The organism is Natronincola peptidivorans, assembly GCF_900111615.1.
Taxonomy (GTDB): Bacteria; Bacillota; Clostridia; order Peptostreptococcales; family Natronincolaceae; genus Natronincola_A; species Natronincola_A peptidivorans.
Map to the genome: position 1 here is coordinate 422493 of NZ_FOHU01000001.1, position 20206 is coordinate 442698.

Below are 20206 nucleotides of genomic sequence, written 5' to 3' on the forward strand. Positions count from 1 at the left end.
CCTCCTAAAAATCTTTTTAGGTTATTATTACCTACATTTTTTAGGAGTATACTTATCTACTTAATAAATGGATTCGTTGTTTTTTCTATGCCTATACTACTAGCAGGTCCATGTCCAGGGAATACAATACTATCATCATCCAAAGTAAATAGTTTTTCTTTAATAGATTGGATAATAATATCAAAATCTCCTCCAACTAAATCTGTTCTGCCAATAGAGTTAGCAAATAATGTATCACCAGTAAATACATTGTTGTTTACGTGTATACATACACCACCTCTTGTATGTCCAGGGGTGTGTATAATTTTAAGCTTTAAATCTCCTAAGGTCAAAACACTTCCATCCTCTAGAAAACTATCAGCTGTCATTTCTATTACAGGTCCCCCCATTAATGCTGAATAGTTCTTATTTTTGTCCTGTAATAAATTCAAATCTCCTTTATGTACGTAAACAGGTGCATTTGTTTTCTCTTTTAATTCTTGAACACCACCAATGTGATCACCATGACCATGAGTCAATAGTATATATCTTAGGTCTAATTCATTTTTTTGAAGGACTTCCATTATCTTATCAGCATCGCCACCAGGATCAATAACAGCTGCCTCATTAGTTTTCTCATCTGCTATAACATAACAGTTTGCTCCATATACACCAGCTATCACTTTTTCTAAAAACATTTTCAGCCTCCTACTAAAATAATTTTTTGCTGTCAATTAGCATTGTTACAGGACCATCATTAATTGAATGCACTTGCATGTCAGCTTGAAATATGCCTGTTGCCACTTCTATTCCTGTGTTTCTGCAAAAACTTACAAATTCCTCGTATAAATCTTCTGCTTGGAGTGGTTTTGCCGCATCAGTAAAGCTTGGTCTTCTTCCCTTCCTACAATCTCCCATAAGAGTGAACTGAGATACAACTAATAGTTTACCTTCAACATCAGTTACAGATAGGTTCATTTTATCATTTTTATCTTCAAAAATTCTTAGATTCATAATTTTCTCAGCTAAATATTTAACATCCTCCGATGTATCATCATGTCCAACACCTAAAAACACTAATAAACCTTTTTTTATCTCTCCTGAGATTGTGTTGTCAATAACCACTTTACCTTCACTAATCCTTTGAATTACAGCTCTCATACCTTCCTCCTTAACTTATGTTATTACTCTAAATACATCCAGTACGCCCTTTACTTTTTTAAATTTTTCCATCAATTTATTTAACTCTTCAATACTGTTTACCTCTAATACCAGATTCAAAAGAGCAATTTTTTCTTTGTTGGTTCTTGCATTTAATGCATTTACAGTAACCTTTGCATCAGATAAAATATGCGTTAGCTCTGATAATAATCCTTTGCGATCTGCAGCTTTTATCTGTATCTCTGCTTGGAAAGAAATGGCCTTACTGGTGTCCCATTCAACTTCTATAAATCTTTCTGTAGTTTCAGTATTATCTAATAGATTTGGGCAATCCTTTCTATGAATGGATACCCCTCTTCCTCTTGTAATATATCCAACTATTTCATCACCGGGAACAGGATTACAGCATCTAGAAAAACGTACCATTATATTATCTATCCCTTTTACATTTACTCCTTGACTTGGCTTTGACTTAGTTTTATGTTCATTGTTTCTATGGGTAATGGAAATGTCCTTTTCTACTGTATCTTGAATCTGTGGAATATCTTTTTTAATACTATCTTTAATTTTGGGTATGACTTGTGCTAAGGTTATACCCCCATAACCAATAGTGGCATATAAATCTTCCTCATTGCTTAAACTTAATTTTTTTGCGATAGTTGTCAACAGCTTAACTTGCAAAGCTTCAATGGGGTTTAATCCTTGTCTTCTTACTTCTTTTTCAAGTATTTCTCTACCTCTACTTACATTTTCTTCTCTTCTTTCCTTTTTGAACCATTGCTTGATTTTAGATTTTGCTTGAGAACTTTTTACAATTTTCAACCAATCTCTACTAGGGCCGTTACTATTACTAGATGTTAATACCTCAACTATATTTCCATTTTTCAATTTATAATCAATAGGTACAATTCTTCCATCTACTTTAGCTCCAACACATTTGTTCCCTACATCTGAATGTATTTTATAGGCAAAATCAATAGGAGTTGAACCTGTAGGAAGATTTATTACCTTCCCTTTAGGAGTAAACACAAATACTTCATTGGTAAACAAGTCAATTTTTAAAGATTCCATAAATTCTTTTGGATCTTTGGTTTCCTTCTCCCACTCTAACATTTGTCTTAACCAGGATAATTTATCGTCTATATTTGTTTCTTCATCAGTATTTATATTTTCCTTATATCTCCAATGGGCTGCAATTCCATATTCTGCAATTTGATGCATTTCCCAAGTTCTTATTTGTATTTCAAAAGGATCACCTTTGGGACCAATCACTGTAGTATGTAATGATTGATACATATTAGGTTTAGGCATAGCTACATAATCCTTAAACCTTCCTGGAATTGGTTTCCACATAGTATGTACTACTCCTAATGCTCCATAACAGTCCTTAACAGTATCCACTATAATTCTAACCGCTAAGAAATCGAAAATCTCATCAAAGGATTTTCCCTGATAGGTCATTTTACGATAAATACTGTAAAAATGCTTAGGTCTACCTGAAATCTCATTTTCTATATTAAATTGACCTAAATTGGTTTTTAATTGCTTAATAACTTCATTAATAAATTCTTCTCTATCTCTACGTTTTTTTGCTACCTTTTCTACTAGTTCATAATATCCTTCTGGATCTATATATCTTAGACATAAATCCTCTAGCTCCCACTTTATCCTAGAAATCCCTAGTCTGTGAGCAACTGGTGCAAAAATCTCTAATGTTTCTAATGCTTTTTCTTTTTTCTTTTCATCTGTTTGATATTTTAGTGTTCTCATGTTGTGTAATCTATCAGCTAGTTTTATAAGTATCACTCGAATATCTTTAGCCATTGCAATAAACATTTTGCGCAAATTCTCAGCTTGTCTTTCTTCTTTCGATTCAAAGGAAAGTCTCGTTAGTTTTGTAACACCTTCAACTAATTCAGCTATTTCTTCTCCAAATTCATCTTTTATCTTATTATAATCATAGCCTGTATCTTCTATAACATCATGTAATAAGCCAGCTGCAATAGTTGTGCTGTCCATTTGCAACTCTACAAGGGTTTTTGCTACTTCAACTGGATGGACAAAGTATCTTTCTCCAGATTTTCTATATTGTCCTGCATGTGAATTTTCTGCAAAGTTATAAGCTTTAATAATAAGCTCAACATCACATTGAGGATTATATTCTTCAATCATTGTTATTAAGTTTTCTAACATAATATATCACCCACTTAAGTAGCATTCCTTCGATTTTTATACTTGTATTTTTATATTTTCTGTAGATTAATTGTAATATTTACAACTGTTATTCATCATAAGCAATTAAAGTCTTTATATTATAAGGTTCTAATTTATTTCTACCGTTTAAAAATACAAGTTCTATTAGAAAATTCATTGATACAACTTCTCCACCCAATGCTTCTATCAGTTTTGCCGTAGCTAACATAGTTCCACCAGTTGCTAATAGGTCATCTACAATAGCTACTTTTTGCCCAGGCTTTATTGCGTCTTTATGGATTTCTAAAGCATCCATCCCATATTCTAACTCATATTCATGACGTAGTGTTTCTCCTGGTAGTTTATTAGGCTTTCTTACTGGAACAAATCCAGCACCAATCTTATAGGCAACTGGTGCTCCCACTAAAAACCCCCTAGATTCAGGACCAGCAACTATATCTACATCTAAGCCTTTTAGTTGTTCTGATAATGCATCCACCATATACTTAAATGCTTCTTTGTCCTTTAGTAGGGTTGTAATGTCTTTAAAATTAATCCCTTCCTTAGGAAAATCTTGTATTTCTCTTATTTTATTAGCTAAATTCATGGATACTTCCTCCTTTTATACTGGATAACCATTTTTTCTTTAGATCTAAAAACTCATTATATAGATTATTATAGTACTTATATTTACAAAGTTCTTCTATATTAATTTTTTTGTTTACTGGTAAAAGTACAATTTCGCATTTATCTTCCTCAAGAATATAGTCTATAAGCTTTCCTTCTTGAAATATTTCAAGTGCATACTGTAAATGTTTTTCATTTATATTCGTTAATAAATTCTCTTCAAGTGTTGTCATAAAGAAATTCATATTGAAATTCAGTAAATCTTTTTCCTTCTTTAGAGATTTATAAATAGTTATTAAGATCTTTCTCGTAGGAATTATATTTTTTAATACCTCAATATTGTCTTTTTCATCTTGGTCACTATAAAGAAAAGTGGTGTTTTCATTATTATTTCTATATAAATAATAGTCATAGTCTATTTTTCTAAAGAACATATCATATACAATAATACTATTATATATTTTAAATTGTATTTTATCAATATTAGGATTAATAACGATGTGTATTTCATTACTTTTACAATCATCTGCTGCTTCGTTATAAAATATTCTAAATTCCTTTTCCATTGTTTTTTCTCTGATTTCAGTTAATTTCATTAATTCATTAGCCTGTTGTAATGTATTCACCAGTATTAATAAGTTTCTCTGGTTTTCTAGAGCCTCTACTATGAATTCTTTTTTATTGCTAACCCTTTTGATAGCTATTCTATCTAAAAAACTTTCTGAAGAGATGTTTGGATAATGAAATAAAAAAAAGTTTTTATAATATTCCTTAGCTATTAAAGATTTTGATAGCGTATTACTTTTCAATACTTTCAAATCCTTCACATTCAGCTGAATTTTTTTCTGTCCGTTAAAAATATTATATTCTGGGGTGAAAATTATACTTATTTCATCGTTTCCTGATATAATATCGTTATATTTCCCTAGGTTAAAGCCAATAGTATCAAATTCCTTATTTGTTTCTTTTACTTGCATTTTTAAATGTTTTCCTTCTAGCCCTACTGATTTCATAGCTTTAGGTTTGAGGTTGAAATTTATAAATCTAGGAGACATGTTTCCTAAACCAAAAGGCTCTAACTTTTCTAATTCTTCTAGTAGACTGTCTTCTATTTCTTCTAAAGCAATACAGCCATCAGAGGATAATTGAGGTATTAAATCATCCTCTGTCAAAGCTTTATCCGCTATATTATTCATGTATTTACGAAATAATTCTATGTTCTCTGTATATAAAGACAACCCCGCCGCTTGTTGATGTCCACCAAATTTTATGAGCATCTCCTTACATTGACTTAATGCTTGAAAAAGGTCAAAGCTAGGGATACTTCTTCCTGAACCTTTACTTATACCTTCTTCTACCCCCAGTATAATAGTAGGTTTGTAGTATTTTTCTACAATTCTTGAAGCCACAATTCCAATGACACCGTGATGCCAATTTTCATTATATAAAACTAAAACTTTTTCTTGTTGATAGTTATTATTAGACTCAATCATTTTTATTGCTTCATCTAATATTTGTCTTTCAATTTGCTGTCTATTGTGGTTTTCTTTGTCTAAGATTTCAACTAATTTTGTTGCTTCTTGTAAATCATTTGTAGTTAATAAATTCACTGCCATATTTGCTGACCCAATCCTGCCTGTTGCGTTAATTCTAGGTGCTAGCCCAAATCCCACATGACTAGTGTTAAGTTTTTTTCCTTGCAATCCACATTGACGAATAAGCGCTTTTAGACCTATATTGCTAGTGTCGGCTAAATATTTAAGGCCGTTTTTTACAAAAATACGATTTTCATCAACTAAAGGTACAATATCTGCTATAGTTGCTATGGCTACAATATCTAAGTAATTTGAGATGCTATTAAGAAAATCTTTTTTTGGCATTAAAGCTTGTATAAGCTTTAATGCCACGCCACATCCACATATCATGTCAAATGGATATTCACATTTAGTTTGTTTAGGATTGATTATAGCCAAAGCCCTAGGAAGAATATCATGACAGTGATGATGATCAGTGATAATCATATCTACTCCTAGACTGTTAGCATAATCTACTTCTTCTACTGACGTTATACCACAATCCACAGTAATTATTAAGTTTCCTCCTTGATCACTGATTTTTTTTATGGCCTTTTTATTGATTCCATATCCTTCTTCCATTCTATCAGGGATATAAAACTCTACTGGATATTTTACAGAGTCAAAGTATTTTTTCATGATAGAAATACTGGCAACACCATCTACATCATAGTCTCCATAAATCCAGATAGATTCTTTTAGCTTCTGTGCCTGTGTTATCCTGTCTACAGCTTTTTTCATATCTTTTAATAGAAAAGGATCATGAAGTTCATTTAAATTAGGGTCCAAAAAAGCTTTTGCTCTATTTATTTCCTTGAACCCTCTATTTAATATTATTCCAGCCGTTGCTTTAGTAATATGTAACTCCTTTGCTAATAGCTCTATGTCAACATCATTATTCTTTCTATATATCCAATTCTTTTTTTGAATCTCCACATCACTTCACCTGCTTTATTCTATTATAGTAGTAGTTCATTTTTTGTTAAAACTGCTTAATAGTATAGAAATAATAATTCCTACACCTAGTATGCTGGCCAATACATACCCTATGATACCAAAAACAGAGATGCCCCACATCATTGGTCCACTTGTGTTTTGTATGATTAAAGAAGACCCTACAATAAGGGCAGAGCTTATTAGGCTTAATGATAACTTATTGGTCATTCTGTTTAACTCATCTTGTAATTTATCAAAGCCAATTTGTTCTAATTGAAATTTTATTTCATTGTTTTCAACTTTTTTTAGTAAATTCCTGATTTGCTTAGGTAAGTATTTTATCCCATACAGAATTTCTTCGGAGTAATCCTTTAATTCACCAATTAGATTTTTAGGGTTTAATCGATGTAGGTATATTTCTGTAGCAAAATCCTTAGCTATATTAGATAAACTAAACTCAGGGTTTAAGTATTTAACGCTTCCTTCAAAGGTTACAATGGCTTTTAATAAAACAGTAAACTGGGATGGTAGCTTAACATTATTACTGTAAGCTGTTTCCATGATTTTTTTCAGTGCTTCTCCTAGGTTCAACTTATTTAATGGCATGTTATAATATAAATTGATTAAAAAGGATATATCTTCCTTCAATCTTCTTATATTAGTTTTAGAACCAATTGCGTCAATCTCCATTAAAATATTTACTATTTTTTCAACATCCCTTCTAGTTGCTGCAGTAAAAAGACTAGAGATAAAGGACATAGTTCCTTTATCTAAATATCCGACGATGCCAAAATCAATAAAGGATATTTTCTTAGGTCCCACGGCAAAAATATTCCCCGGATGTGGATCACCATGGAAGAAACCATAGATAAAAACCTGCTTCATAAAGCAATGAGCACTAATAGTAGCTAATTCTTCTAAATCCCACTTTTGAGATTTGATACTATTGATGTCCATTATTTTTACTCCGTATATTCTTTCTAGGGTTAATACTTTTTTTGATGTATAATCCCAATAGACCTTTGGTATATGTATATCCTTGTCATTTTTAAAATGCGAATAAAACTTTTCGGCATTTCGTCCCTCTAATGAATAGTCCAGTTCCCTAGTAATTACATAACTAAACTCATCAACAATTTCCATAAGATTGTAAGGCTTTTCTTTGTCCATGTGTTCATCTAATAGTCTGGCTAAATTATAAAGAATATCAAGGTCTCGTTCAATAACTGCTTTTATATAAGGCCTTTGAATTTTTACTACAACATTTTCTCCAGTTTTCAATGTTGCTTGATAAACCTGTCCAATAGATGCCGATGCCATAGGAACTCTTTCAAAGTTTTTGAAGGAGTCTTCTAAATTTATTTTCATTTCTTTTTCAAATACTTCTTTTGCCACCTCAAAAGGAAAGGGCTTGACTTCATCCTGTAATTTTGATAATTGATTTACAATCTCTTCAGGAAAGATATCTCTCCTTGTGCTGATAATTTGACCTAGTTTAATAAAGGTTGGTCCTAGATCCTCACAAGCCATTCTTAGCTTTTCTCCATCCGTTAACTGCTTTTTATATGGTTTAATATTTAGAATAAATTTCGGTATATAACCCTTTTCAATAAGTTTTTCAGCAGCAAAAGTAAACCCATATTTGACTAAGACCTCGCCGATTTTTTTATAACGTTTCAAGTTTTTATACTTTGTCCCAATACTACTCATGTAATCAACTCCAACAATAAGTATTGTTAAATCTGAGTTTCATAATTCATAGTAAAAAAATGGTAATAATACTTATGTTTTGTATTATTACCACATTGTAAAAAGTTATCTGTGTTTCTGCCTTCAAAAATAAATACTAGTATCCATCTTCTAATTCATGGCTGGGCTAATGATAAAACTTCTTATGCTGCTTTTCCTTCAGCATTACCCAAACTGGCGTTGCAATAAATATGGAGGAATAGGTACCACTTATTACTCCAGCTATCAATGGTAGAGCGAATACCTGTATTTGTTCTACCCCTAGTATATATAAGGCAATAATTGTGATTAATGTTGTTAATGATGTATTAATTGATCTAGTAATCGTCTGAGAAATACTGTCATTTGCTACCTGTTCATAATTTGATTTTTTAATAAATTTAACATTTTCTCTAATTCTATCAAATAAAACAATAGTATCATTGATGGAATATCCTAGTATTGTCAGCATAGCTGCAACAAAAGGGCTATTTACTGGTATTCTAAAAATCGAATATACAGCAAGTACAATTAGTATATCATGAATTAATGCTACGATGGCAGCAATCCCAAATCTGAATTCAAATCTATAGCTTATATAGATTAGCATTCCTATAGCAGAAATAATCATTGATAGAAAAGCCCTATTTTGTATTTCACGCCCTATAGCTGGTCCAAATTGCTGTGCTCTCAAAGGTTCATTTTCTTCAAGGTTATATTTTTCTTTAAACTGCTGAAAGATTTCTCCTCGAGTGCTGCTATCAAAATCATCAGTACTTCTTATCTGTAGAATGGTTCTCTCTGGACCTAACAAATTAATACTGGCGTTAGGATCATATTGATTGGTTATTTCTCTTATTTCTGAAACTTCAACTTGTTGATGTAGCTCAATCTCCATTAAGGCTCCTCCGGTAAAATCTATTCCTAAATTTATACCGTTAATCATAGCTAAAAGAAGACCTAAAGCAATAATGACACTTGATATAGTAAACCATATTTTTTTCTTTTCAATAATTTTCAATTTCATTACCCCCTTAAGCTCCAAACAACTTGTTGTTTTTTGTTATATTCATTCCTACGATTAGTTTCAATAAAAATTTAGTGATAACAATAGCAGTAAACATACTTACTAAGATTCCTATAATTAGGGTTATTGCAAATCCCCTAATAGGTCCCGTACCAAATTGATACAAAACAACACCTGCAATAAGGGTAGTAATATTTGAGTCTAAGATTGCTCTAATGGCTCTCTTAAATCCAGAATCTATAGCTGACCTTACTGTTTTACCAACTCTTAGTTCTTCTTTTAATCTTTCAAAGATGATTACATTGGCATCAACAGCCATACCAATAGACAATATTAAAGCTGCAATACCTGGTAAGGTTAAGGTAGCATTTAACAAGACAAGTATTGTTAGTACTAATATAATATAAATAGTTAAAGCTATATTTGCTACTAGTCCAGGAATTCTATAATACACCAACATAAATAGCAATACAAGAAAGAGACCTATTTTTGCAGCAGCAATACTTCTATCTAAAGCATTTACTCCTAGGGTAGCTGTAATAGTCGAGGTTTCCACTTCATTAAGATTTACTGGTAATGCTCCCCCTCTAATCAGGGCGGCTAATTGAGAAGCTGACTCAACTGTAAAATCTCCACTAATAAAGCCCTGGCCATTTGGAATCATATTTCTAACCATAGGACTAGAAATAATCTCGTCATCTAAAATGATGAAAATTGGCTCTCCTATATGTTTACCAGTAGCTTCTGCAAAGTTTCTAGTTCCTTCACTATCAAACTCTAATTCTACCACTGGATTAGCTTCTCCACTAATAAAAGTTGCTTCTGCCTTTCTAACATTGGAACCAGTTACAACTACTTCTCCTTCGGTAGTAATAAATTGTAGTTGAGCCGTTCTTCCAATCATGTCTAATGCTTCTTGGGCATTTTCTACTCCTGGTAATTCTACTCTGATTCTTTTATCTCCTTCTCTAACAACATAGGGTTCTGTAAGTCCCATTGCATCAACTCTACGTCTAAATACTTCTATGGTTTGGTTGATAATTTGATCAAGTTCTTGCCCCGAGGCATCTGTATCAGCCTCATAAACTACATAAACCCCACCTTTAATATCCAGTCCCTGCTTTATAGCATCTCTAATAGGTCTTATTGTTAGCTCTCCAACCCTTAGACCTTCGAATGCAGTAAAAGCTGCTAGTCCAACAATTGCTATTATTACAAGAAATAGTATTGCGTTTTTTACTTTCACTTATTATTCCTCCCAACGTTTACTTCATATCATAAGTATAATTATATATGGTTCTAATGAACCCGTCAACAAATTGACATTCTGTTTTATTATACTATCTTTTTTGACCACAACCTTCAGTTAATATTTGGCATGTTATTTCGGTTTATGCTGTAGACCATATTTTACATATCCTTCAGCTGATTCTATTAAAGTCTTTTTTTCTTCATCACTTAATTCCCTTATGATTTTTACTGGGGAACCCATAGCTAAAACACCAGAAGGGATTTTCTTACCAGGTGGCACTAAACTGCCAGCACCAATAATGGTTTCACTACCGATTTCTGCTCCATCTAAAATAATGGCTCCCATTCCTATCAACGTATTATTTCCAATGGTACAAGCATGAATAATAGCAGTATGTCCTACAGTTACATAATCCCCAATAATCGTAGGATAAGCTTTACTTATATGTACCACTGAATTGTCTTGAATATTTGTATATTTCCCTATTTCAATATAATTGTCATCTCCTCTTAATACTGTTTTGTACCAAATACTAGAGTTTTCTCCAATATTTACATCACCAATAATATCAGCAGTTTCTGCAATAAAACAACTGGGATGTATTTCTATCCTTTTACCTTCTAAATATTTTAGCATATTTATTCCTCCTGTAAGAGTTTTGCTTGAATGATTAGAGCACATTCAATACGCTTTTTTTCCATTTCACATCCAACTTTATAAGGAATATTTATATTTTGATTAAAATTATATGCATTTGCATGACATCCTCCGCTACAATAAAATTTTGCCCAGCAGTTGTTACAGGCTTCTTTATTATAGACATGAGCATTGGAAAAGCTCTCATAAATAGATGTATTTAAAGTCTTCTGGTGGATATCACCTAAAGAGAATTTTTTGTCACCCACAAATTGGTGACAGGGATACAATTCCCCGTCAGGAGTAACAGCTAGATATTCTGCTCCAGCACCACAGCCCAGTAACCTTTTAATCACACATGGTCCTTGATTTAAGTCAATCATAAAGTGAAAAAAGTTGAAATTCTTATCACTATTTTTTCTTTTTATATATTCCTCTGCTAAATACTCATACTGTTGAAATATCTTAGGCAGATCTTCTTCTTTAATAGCATAGTCATTTTCATCAGTTGCCACTACAGGTTCTACAGAAATATGTTTAAACCCTAAATCTGCTAGATGAAGTACATCTTGAGCAAAGTCTAGATTGTATCTAGTAAAGGTTCCTCTTACATAATAATTTTCATGATTCCTTAAAGATGCCATTTCTTTTAGCTTAGGTACAATTAAATCATAAGTGCCCTCTCCATTAACAGTATACCGCATAAAATCATTTATCTCTTTTCTGCCATCTATACTTAACACAACATTGAACATATTTTCATTTATATACTCCATCATAGTATTGTTAAGTGCAACACCGTTGGTGGTAATTGTAAATCTAATATTTTTATTATATGCTTTTTCCTTTTCCTTACTATAATCTATAATTTCTTTGATGACATTAAAATTCATTAATGGTTCACCACCAAAAAAATCCACTTCAAGGTTTGTTCTGTTTCCAGAATTCAGAAGTAAAAAATCAATTGCTTTTTTCCCAACATCTGAAGTCATTAAGCTTCTTTCCCCCTGAAAGTTCCCTTGTGATGCGAAGCAGTATTTACACCTAATATTACAGTCATGGGCAATATGCAAACACAGTGCCTTTACAACTGTTGTTCTATTTTTAAAAGCCTCATGCTCTAAATAGTTTTCCTGAGAGTATAATAAATTATTATTAATTAAACTATCTATTTCATCCATACATTCTAATATTTCTAATGAACTATACTTGTCCTTCAATATGGCCACAGTTTTTTCTCTCGTTTCTTCAGGATAATAGTCTAAAACATCATATGTTAATGCATCAACCATGTGTACAGCACCACTATTTGTATCTATTACAATATAGATATTCCCTTGAGAAAATTTATGAATCATTTATTGTAGTACTCCTTTCTAATACTCCATCCATAATAGAGTTCAAGAAAAAACAGCAGTTTCATAATACTGCTGCTCTCCTTCTATGTATTTATTGTTTTTCACATTGTTGATTAGCTACTGTACATGAGGTTTTACAGGCAGATTGACAAGAGGTTTGGCATTCGCCACAACCGCCTTTAGCTGCACTCTTTGACAGGTTGGCCCCTGTCAGGGTTTTGATGTGCTTCATAATAAAAGCTCCTTTCCTATATAATGTCCGATAAAATTATATCATAATGTTCAATGAAAAAAAAGTAGATTATTTCATATTTATTCCTATCATACCACCAATGCCTCCCGTTACGGTACAGGTTAAGATTCTATAGTATATCACCTTATCCATAACAAAATCTGTAATGAAAATTTTACTCAGAATAATTAAAAATAGTATATATAGCAATCCTATGAATGCGCCATGAAGCCATCCTCTCTTTTTAATATGCACAGATACATAAATTGCAGCATAGGCTATACTTACTACCATTATAATGGATGTTAGGATAGGGATTACGCCTTCCCCAAGTTTTGTATAGGTAATAATAATAGCACTAATTAAGAAAAATAACAGTGAAACTATATAAGCCCTAATTAATCCTTTTCCATAAATCCATATATTGAAAGTATTGCTTCCACTTCTGACAATGCTACTTTTCATCTCTACACCTCCACAGCTTTTTAATTAATTAGTATGCATGTAGACAGTATTTATTCCCTGATGGTCTAAAAAACTTCAAAAAATACATAAAGCAGTGGATTATCCACTGCTTTCCTAAAAACTTTATTTTGAATTTTCTTCGCTCACTACATTGCCAACAGCCCATTTAGCAATGGTTAATTTTGTTTTGTCAGCTCCCACTTCAATGGTAATGATATCATCCTTAATCTTAATTATATTGCCGTAGATACCACCGATTGTTACTATTTCATCTCCTACTTTTAGACTATTTCGCATATCCTTTGTTTTCTTTTCTCTTTTTTGCTGAGGTCTTATAATCAAAAAGTAAAAAATGGCTAAAAATCCCAATGGTATTATTAAACCGCCAAATTGTTGAAACATATCTTTCCCCCTCTCTAAGTACTAGATTTAATTATTCAACAAATATACTCTATTTCCCTTTTTTTTTGTATAAATTTATTGATGTGAGTTATTTATGATGTTTAGAATTTATACAGTTAATTTCCCCCAAATACTTCCTACTATGCATTATAGCCATATTTCTCGAAAAAATTATCCCTATAGTCTAATAATCTATCCTCATGAATTGCCTCTCTTATATTTTTCATTAATTGAAGTAAAAAATATAAATTATGGTAGGATAATAATCTAAGTCCCAATACTTCATTTGATTTAAACAAATGTCTTAAGTATGCTTTAGAATAATTTTTGCATGTATTACAACTGCATTCAGGATCTAATCCCTGAAAATCTTCAGTATGTTTTGCATTCTTGATAACAACTTTTCCTTGACTAGTCATAGCTGTACCATTTCTAGCTATTCTTGTAGGTAATACACAATCAAACATATCTATTCCTCTAATTACACCTTCCAATAGACAGTCTGGACTCCCTACTCCCATTAGATATCTCGGCTTATTTTTAGGCATTAATGGTGTTGTATGCTCTAAAACTTCATACATCAATGGTTTTGGTTCTCCTACACTTAGTCCACCTACTGCATATCCCGGAAAGTCTAGTTCTATCAAAGCTTCAGCACTTTGTTTTCTCAAGTTTGGATACATTCCTCCTTGAATAATTCCAAATAGACTTTGGTTCTCAAAATTTTTATGGGCTTCTTTACATCTTATGGCCCATCTGGTGGTTCTTTCTAATGAATTCTTTACATAAGTTTCATCAGCAGGATAAGGAGCACATTCATCAAATACCATCATAATATCAGAGCCTAAAGAAGTTTGGATTTCAATAGCCTTTTCAGGACTTATAAAATGCTTTGAGCCATCCAGATGGGATCTGAACTCTACTCCTTCTTCAGATATTTTTCTAAGATCTCCTAAACTAAATACTTGAAAACCACCACTGTCTGTAAGAATAGGTTTATTCCAGTTCATAAATTTATGTAGACCTCCAGCCCGGTCTATCAAATGATGGCCAGGTCTTAAGTATAGATGATAGGTATTGCTTAGTATAATTTGAGATTCTATCTCAATTAATTCTTCGGGGGTCATAGTTTTCACAGTTGCTTGCGTACCAACTGGCATAAATATGGGTGTTTCTATCACTCCACGTTTTGTATGTATCTTGCCTAATCTAGCACCACTTTGCTTGCATTCTTTTATTAGTTCATAGGTTAATGCCATAAACTTTCCTGCCTTTCTACTTGATAAACATTGCATCTCCAAAGCTAAAAAACCTATATTTTTCTTTAACTGCAGTTGCATATGCTTTTAATGTATTTTCTTTTCCTGCTAAAGTACTTACCAACATAATAAGGGTAGATTCTGGTAAATGAAAATTTGTAATAAGATTATCTACCATTTTAAATTGATATCCTGGATAAATAAAAATATCTGTCCACCCGCTACTCTCTATAATTTCTCCTGAAGTCATCACTGCAGATTCTAATGTTCTACAGCTGGTTGTACCTACTGCAATGATTTTGCCACCTTTTTTCTTTGTATCATTGATTGTTTCAGCAGCTTCTTTATTAATCATATAGTATTCGGCATGCATTTTATGTTTTTCTATACTTTCAACTTTAACTGGCCTAAATGTTCCTAAACCAACGTGTAGGGTAATATAGGCAATTTTCACACCTTTTCTTGAGATCTTTTGAAGCAATTCATCAGTAAGATGTAGTCCAGCTGTTGGTGCAGCAGCTGAACCTGTTTCAGTTGAGTAGACAGTTTGATAGCGCTCCTTATCATTAAGCTCTGCAGTTATATATGGAGGTAAGGGCATTTCACCTAGTTGGTCCAAAATCTCCTCAAAAACTCCATGATACAGGAATTTAATAATTCTACTACCTTCATCTCCAATATCTAACACTACTGCTTTTAGTAATCCATTGCCGAATTGAAAGCTACTACCTATTTTTGCTTTCTTCCCTGGCTTTACCAGTGTTTCCCATGTATCTATATCTATTCTTTTTAGTAATAAAAACTCTATTTTTCCTCCAGTAAGCTCTTTTTCCCCAATCAGTCTAGCTGGCAGGACTCTAGTATTGTTTAATACTAGACAGTCACCTTCATTTACATGATGAACAATATCGTAAAAATGACTATGGCATATTTCTCCTGTTTGTTTATCCAGTATCATTAATCTTGATTCATCTCTTTTTTCTAGAGGGATTTGAGCAATTAATTCTTCTGGTAATTCAAAATCAAAATCTTTTGTCTTCATTTATAGCTATTCCACCTTTACACCTGTATAATAATGGCTTAGTATTTCTATATAATTATACCCTTCCTCCGCCATTTTTCTTGCTCCATGTTGGCTCATACCTAAACCATGACCAAAACCTTTTCCCCTAAATACAAAAGTGTCCGCTGGCTTTGAAGAAATCGTTTCTGTACTTCTATAGTTTTTGCCATTATAGATTTTAATATTAGAGGGATTTGAAATTTTTGTTACTCCATTTGCAGAAATAATAGATTTATTGTGAAGCTCAATCTTATTCACATTATTTGTGGTGTTTTTCACCATAATATCATGAAGATCATTTGTAGGATTCTCTGCACCATCTACAGTAAACCATGTGCTTCGCAAACCAAAAATTCTTCTACTATTCTCTTTGATTAGAACTTCTGTTCCTGAAGTACCATAGATAGTTAATTCTAATACTCTTCCATTTTCAGAAACAGAGGTTACTTTTATATTATTTACCTCTCCCACAAAAACATTATTTTTTTCCAACATATCTCTGACTTCATTTTTTGTAAGCACTTCAGTCCATGTTGAATTTGGTGCATTTAAAGAAAACTCATCATAAACCCCTAAAATATAAGGTATTGGCTGTGACCAAACGTTTTCACTGTTTTCAGTATGCCCACCACTATTAGCATGATAGAAAGCATTAACAAGCTTGCCATTATGGGTTAACACCCTTGAGGCAGTATCACTTACTGCTCGATTACTATTAGGATGTTCATCGTCATAACCTCCATACACTTGGCTTCTTGTAGTATTGCATAAATCAAACCCTACACTTCTCCACCTGTTGATATTTGATACCGCATAACCTCTAGCTACTACGGCCTGAGCTTTTAGTGCTTCGATCGACCATGATGCTGGCATTTCCCTCGGTACCACGCCGTAGAGATATTCTTCCAGTAGTAGCTTATTTACTATAGACATATCACTATTACTCATTCTTTTAGCCGTAACAGCTCCTCTATAGTTCTTACCATCTATATTTACAATGGTGTTATTGGCTTTATCTTGAAATCCCCGAAAGTAAATATCCTCATTTGAATCAAACATAAATATTGGTTTCCCAAATAAATCTAGCACTTGTACTCTTGTTAATGACGGGGTGATAATTTTTGTTGTTTCACCACTAATCGATTGAATTTCAGCAGCTTTTATTCCCGCTTCCTCTGGATCAGTGTATAAACCTGTAAAAACCTTCCATCCATTTTCATAAACTAAATAAGCTTTATCTTCCATAAAGCTAAGAGAGTCTATTAAATGTTCAGCATCTTGTCGATTATTAAACCCATTACTTATTTGTACGTGATACGGTCCTTGTAAATTAATATTGGTCATTCCATTAGAAATAGGTCCTGTATATTCAAGAAAACTTCCGCCAGTTCCAATATAGTAACTGTCTTTTCTTAAAATAATTTCCTTTGGCTCATATAAATTAAGTATAGTATCAAAATGATCTCCCGAGAATTTTCCTATTTCAAATCCGTTAATAGATTTTAAATGTACTGTTGACTTTGCAGTTCCTTCATAAAATAATCCAATCTCAATATGTAATGGAATCTGAGTTTTATTAAAAGCTAGACCTGTTTGTAAATTGACAAGAGTCATCGTAATAACAATATATAGTAATAAAAACAACCTTGTTTTTTTCATAATAGACTGCTCCCCCTTTAGATTAAGACCTCACATTAGTCAATATATAGCATAATAATAACAATTTCGACAAATCTTATGCTATTCCTTTTTAAAAAAAGAATGTAAATGAATTGTAAAAAAGTTTTTCGAGAGAAGAAGGTTGTTCTCTATTAAAATCCATTTATCTTCTGAAGAAGAAATTTAAAAGCACTGTCAGTAAAATGCTTAAAATAATACTTGTTGCTATTGGAAAATAGAATGTGAAATTACCTTTTTGCATAAAGATATCTCCTGGTAACTTTCCCAATCCAAATTTACTGCCTATTATCATGATTGCTCCTCCTAAAGAAAGCAACAAGCCCATAAATAGTAAAATCCTACCCAACGACTCCATCTATTTACTACTCCTTTTTATATAAAATATTGAAATGATTATACGCTTTTTCTGATACCATTCGTCCTCTTGGAGTACGATTAAGGAATCCTATTTGTAATAAATAGGGTTCATAAACATCTTCAATAGTATTCTTTTCTTCTCCAGTTGAGGCTGCTAAAGTATCAATGCCTACAGGTCCTCCATTAAAATTCTCTATAATCGTCTTTATAACTCTTTTATCAACTTGATCAAGCCCTAAGTCATCTATTTCCAGCAAAGCCAAAGCATCTTTTGCTACAGATTTTGTTATTTTACCATCAGCTCTAACTTCAGCATAATCTCTTATTCTTTTTAATATACGGTTTGCTATCCTTGGGGTTCCTCGAGAGCGGGAGGCTATTTCTATAGCTCCATCCTGTTCGATTTGCACACCTAATATAGTTGCTGACCTTTTTACAATCGTTGTTAATTCTTGTACAGTATATAGATCAAGCTTGCAAATTACACCAAATCTATCTCTTAATGGCGAAGTTAATAAACCAGCTCTTGTGGTAGCGCCTATTAAAGTGAATTTACTTAAGTCAAGTCGGATCGATCTAGCACTTGGACCTTTTCCGATAATGATATCTAAGGCAAAATCCTCCATTGCTGGATAAAGTATTTCTTCAACACTTCGGTTAAGCCTATGAATTTCGTCAATAAAAAGCACATCATTCTCTGATAGATTGGTTAATATAGCTGCTAAGTCCCCTGGTCTTTCTATGGCAGGTCCAGAGGTTATACGTATATTGACGTTCATCTCATTAGCTATGATATTGGATAAGGTTGTTTTACCTAGTCCAGGAGGTCCATATAATAACACATGGTCTAGAGCTTCTTTTCTTGCGCTGGCTGCTTCTATAAAAATCTTTAACTTCTCTTTTATTTTATCTTGACCAATATAATTCTTTAAGTACTTAGGTCTCAACCCATTTTCTATCTGATTGTCTTCCTCTCGAATATTGCTTGTAATAATTCTTTCATTATCTTCCATCAGCATCTTGCTACCCCCACACCTATTTCATTAATAATTTCAAGGCTTCTTTTATCATCTCTTCAGTAGTTAGATTGTTATCTTTAATAGAGGAAAGTATTCTTTCAGCTTCCTGTCTATGGTATCCCAAAGATATCAAAGCATCTACTACTTCATCATTAGATGAAGAATAATCTAATCCACTGTCATAATCTAACTCTAAACCATAATGTTTAACTTTATCCTTTAATTCTAGAATGATTCTCTCTGCTGTTTTTTTCCCTACTCCTGGTGCTTTTGAGATGTTGGCAATATTGTTGTTCATAATATTGTTTGCTAAGCTTTCTGGTGAGTAGGTAGATAATATAGATATGGCTACCTTTGGCCCAACCTTAGACACAGATATTAATTTCTGAAACATGTCTAGTTCCTTCCTTGTGATAAATCCATATAAAGATATCTCATCCTCTTTTAAAACAAAATGTGTGAAAACAGTTACATTATCGCCTTGTTTTATATTGGCTGCACTATTAATACTACTAAAAATACGATATCCTATACCTCCAACTTCTATAATAATCTTGTCTATAATCACATCACTTACTTTTCCCTTAATGTACTCAAACAAAAGAACCCCTCCATCTTCTAATTTTTTATGTCCTTCTGTGTATTACTAAATCCTCCTCTTATGCCCATGATAGCTTAAACACAACACACTGAAGTAACTTAAGCTGCAATCCAATTGCAAAATATCCCTCTGTATAAAATCTCATTTTATTTTAAATAGATCTTTAAAATTACCAGAGTGGGCATGACAAACTGCCACTGCTAAAGCATCTGCTACATCATCAGGTTTTGGAATTTTTTCAAGGTTTAATATTGTTTTTATCATTATTTGAACCTGTTTTTTATCTGCTCTTCCATATCCTACTACACCTTGTTTTACCTGTAGAGGTGTATACTCATATAATTCTTTATTATTATTAGCTGCAGCCAGAACTGCCACTCCTCTAGCTTGACCAACTAATAGAGCTGTTTTTGCATTCGTGTTAAAAAATAACTCCTCGACAACGACTGCTTCTGGAGCATATTCTTGAATTAATTCATCTAATTTCTGATATATAGTTTTTAAGCGTTCAGCAGTAGTATTTCTATTTGTAGTGGTAATAGCACCATATGTGATTACTCGGAAATGATTTCCAGTATAATCTATGATACCATAACCCATTATAGCAATTCCTGGGTCAATTCCTAGAATAATCATTTTTTTTCCTCCAATATTTTG

The 20206-nt window shown here is 32.4% G+C and carries 20 protein-coding genes; all 20 read right to left on the reverse strand.

What is annotated here, in order from left to right:
- Positions 1–56 precede the first annotated feature (56 nt).
- The 20 genes from BMX10_RS02175 to ruvC all read right to left on the reverse strand — a co-directional run bounded on the left by BMX10_RS02175 (position 57) and on the right by ruvC (position 20185).
- Positions 57–677 (reverse strand): MBL fold metallo-hydrolase, encoded by a 621-nt coding sequence (locus tag BMX10_RS02175; RefSeq protein ID WP_090438586.1) that lies wholly within the window; start codon positions 675–677, stop codon positions 57–59.
- A 13-nt stretch (positions 678–690) separates the two neighbouring features.
- Positions 691–1140: a D-aminoacyl-tRNA deacylase gene (gene dtd / locus BMX10_RS02180; protein WP_090438589.1), complete on the reverse strand. Its 450-nt coding sequence runs from the start codon at positions 1138–1140 to the stop codon at positions 691–693.
- A gap of 15 nt (positions 1141–1155) precedes the next feature.
- Entirely contained in the window at positions 1156–3333 is a 2178-nt protein-coding gene (locus tag BMX10_RS02185; RefSeq protein ID WP_090438592.1) for a RelA/SpoT family protein, read from the reverse strand.
- A gap of 88 nt (positions 3334–3421) precedes the next feature.
- Positions 3422–3940 carry an adenine phosphoribosyltransferase gene (locus tag BMX10_RS02190; RefSeq protein ID WP_090438594.1) on the reverse strand — a complete coding sequence of 173 codons (519 nt, stop codon included), beginning with the start codon at positions 3938–3940 and terminating at the stop codon, positions 3422–3424.
- Positions 3927–6470 carry a single-stranded-DNA-specific exonuclease RecJ gene (gene recJ, locus BMX10_RS02195; RefSeq protein ID WP_090438597.1) on the reverse strand — a complete coding sequence of 848 codons (2544 nt, stop codon included), beginning with the start codon at positions 6468–6470 and terminating at the stop codon, positions 3927–3929. The genes BMX10_RS02190 and recJ overlap by 14 nt, the downstream gene beginning before the upstream one ends.
- Positions 6471–6506: 36 nt before the next feature.
- Positions 6507–8180 (reverse strand): ABC1 kinase family protein, encoded by a 1674-nt coding sequence (locus tag BMX10_RS02200; RefSeq protein WP_090438600.1) that lies wholly within the window; start codon positions 8178–8180, stop codon positions 6507–6509.
- A gap of 166 nt (positions 8181–8346) precedes the next feature.
- On the reverse strand, positions 8347–9225 hold the full coding sequence (gene secF, locus BMX10_RS17885; protein WP_244272603.1) for a protein translocase subunit SecF: 879 nt from the start codon (positions 9223–9225) through the stop codon (positions 8347–8349).
- Positions 9226–9232: 7 nt separating this feature from the next.
- Complete coding sequence (gene secD / locus BMX10_RS17890) at positions 9233–10471, reverse strand: protein translocase subunit SecD (protein ID WP_170834638.1); 1239 nt, start codon at positions 10469–10471, stop codon at positions 9233–9235.
- A gap of 135 nt (positions 10472–10606) precedes the next feature.
- Entirely contained in the window at positions 10607–11113 is a 507-nt protein-coding gene (locus BMX10_RS02210) for a gamma carbonic anhydrase family protein (RefSeq protein WP_090438606.1), read from the reverse strand.
- 2 nt (positions 11114–11115) lie between these two features.
- Positions 11116–12471 carry a thioether cross-link-forming SCIFF peptide maturase gene (scfB, locus tag BMX10_RS02215; protein ID WP_090438609.1) on the reverse strand — a complete coding sequence of 452 codons (1356 nt, stop codon included), beginning with the start codon at positions 12469–12471 and terminating at the stop codon, positions 11116–11118.
- A gap of 91 nt (positions 12472–12562) precedes the next feature.
- A complete protein-coding gene (gene scfA, locus BMX10_RS02220) occupies positions 12563–12703 on the reverse strand; it encodes a six-cysteine ranthipeptide SCIFF (protein WP_090438612.1) in 141 nt (46 codons plus the stop codon).
- A 69-nt stretch (positions 12704–12772) separates the two neighbouring features.
- Positions 12773–13168, reverse strand: coding sequence for a TIGR04086 family membrane protein (locus BMX10_RS02225; RefSeq protein WP_090438615.1), 396 nt, complete (start codon positions 13166–13168; stop codon positions 12773–12775).
- Between the two features lie 123 nt (positions 13169–13291).
- Entirely contained in the window at positions 13292–13570 is a 279-nt protein-coding gene (gene yajC / locus BMX10_RS02230) for a preprotein translocase subunit YajC (RefSeq protein ID WP_090438618.1), read from the reverse strand.
- A gap of 140 nt (positions 13571–13710) precedes the next feature.
- Positions 13711–14829, reverse strand: coding sequence for a tRNA guanosine(34) transglycosylase Tgt (tgt, locus tag BMX10_RS02235; protein WP_090438960.1), 1119 nt, complete (start codon positions 14827–14829; stop codon positions 13711–13713).
- Between the two features lie 16 nt (positions 14830–14845).
- Positions 14846–15871 carry a tRNA preQ1(34) S-adenosylmethionine ribosyltransferase-isomerase QueA gene (queA, locus tag BMX10_RS02240; protein WP_090438621.1) on the reverse strand — a complete coding sequence of 342 codons (1026 nt, stop codon included), beginning with the start codon at positions 15869–15871 and terminating at the stop codon, positions 14846–14848.
- Between the two features lie 6 nt (positions 15872–15877).
- Positions 15878–17551, reverse strand: coding sequence for a SpoIID/LytB domain-containing protein (locus BMX10_RS02245; protein ID WP_090438624.1), 1674 nt, complete (start codon positions 17549–17551; stop codon positions 15878–15880).
- 163 nt (positions 17552–17714) lie between these two features.
- Positions 17715–17927, reverse strand: a complete 213-nt coding sequence (locus tag BMX10_RS02250) for a DUF2905 domain-containing protein (RefSeq protein ID WP_090438626.1) — start codon at positions 17925–17927, stop codon at positions 17715–17717.
- Positions 17928–17934: 7 nt separating this feature from the next.
- On the reverse strand, positions 17935–18948 hold the full coding sequence (gene ruvB, locus BMX10_RS02255; RefSeq protein WP_090438629.1) for a Holliday junction branch migration DNA helicase RuvB: 1014 nt from the start codon (positions 18946–18948) through the stop codon (positions 17935–17937).
- 16 nt (positions 18949–18964) lie between these two features.
- A complete protein-coding gene (gene ruvA / locus BMX10_RS02260) occupies positions 18965–19549 on the reverse strand; it encodes a Holliday junction branch migration protein RuvA (RefSeq protein ID WP_090438633.1) in 585 nt (194 codons plus the stop codon).
- Between the two features lie 141 nt (positions 19550–19690).
- Positions 19691–20185 (reverse strand): crossover junction endodeoxyribonuclease RuvC, encoded by a 495-nt coding sequence (gene ruvC / locus BMX10_RS02265; protein ID WP_090438637.1) that lies wholly within the window; start codon positions 20183–20185, stop codon positions 19691–19693.
- Positions 20186–20206 lie beyond the last annotated feature (21 nt).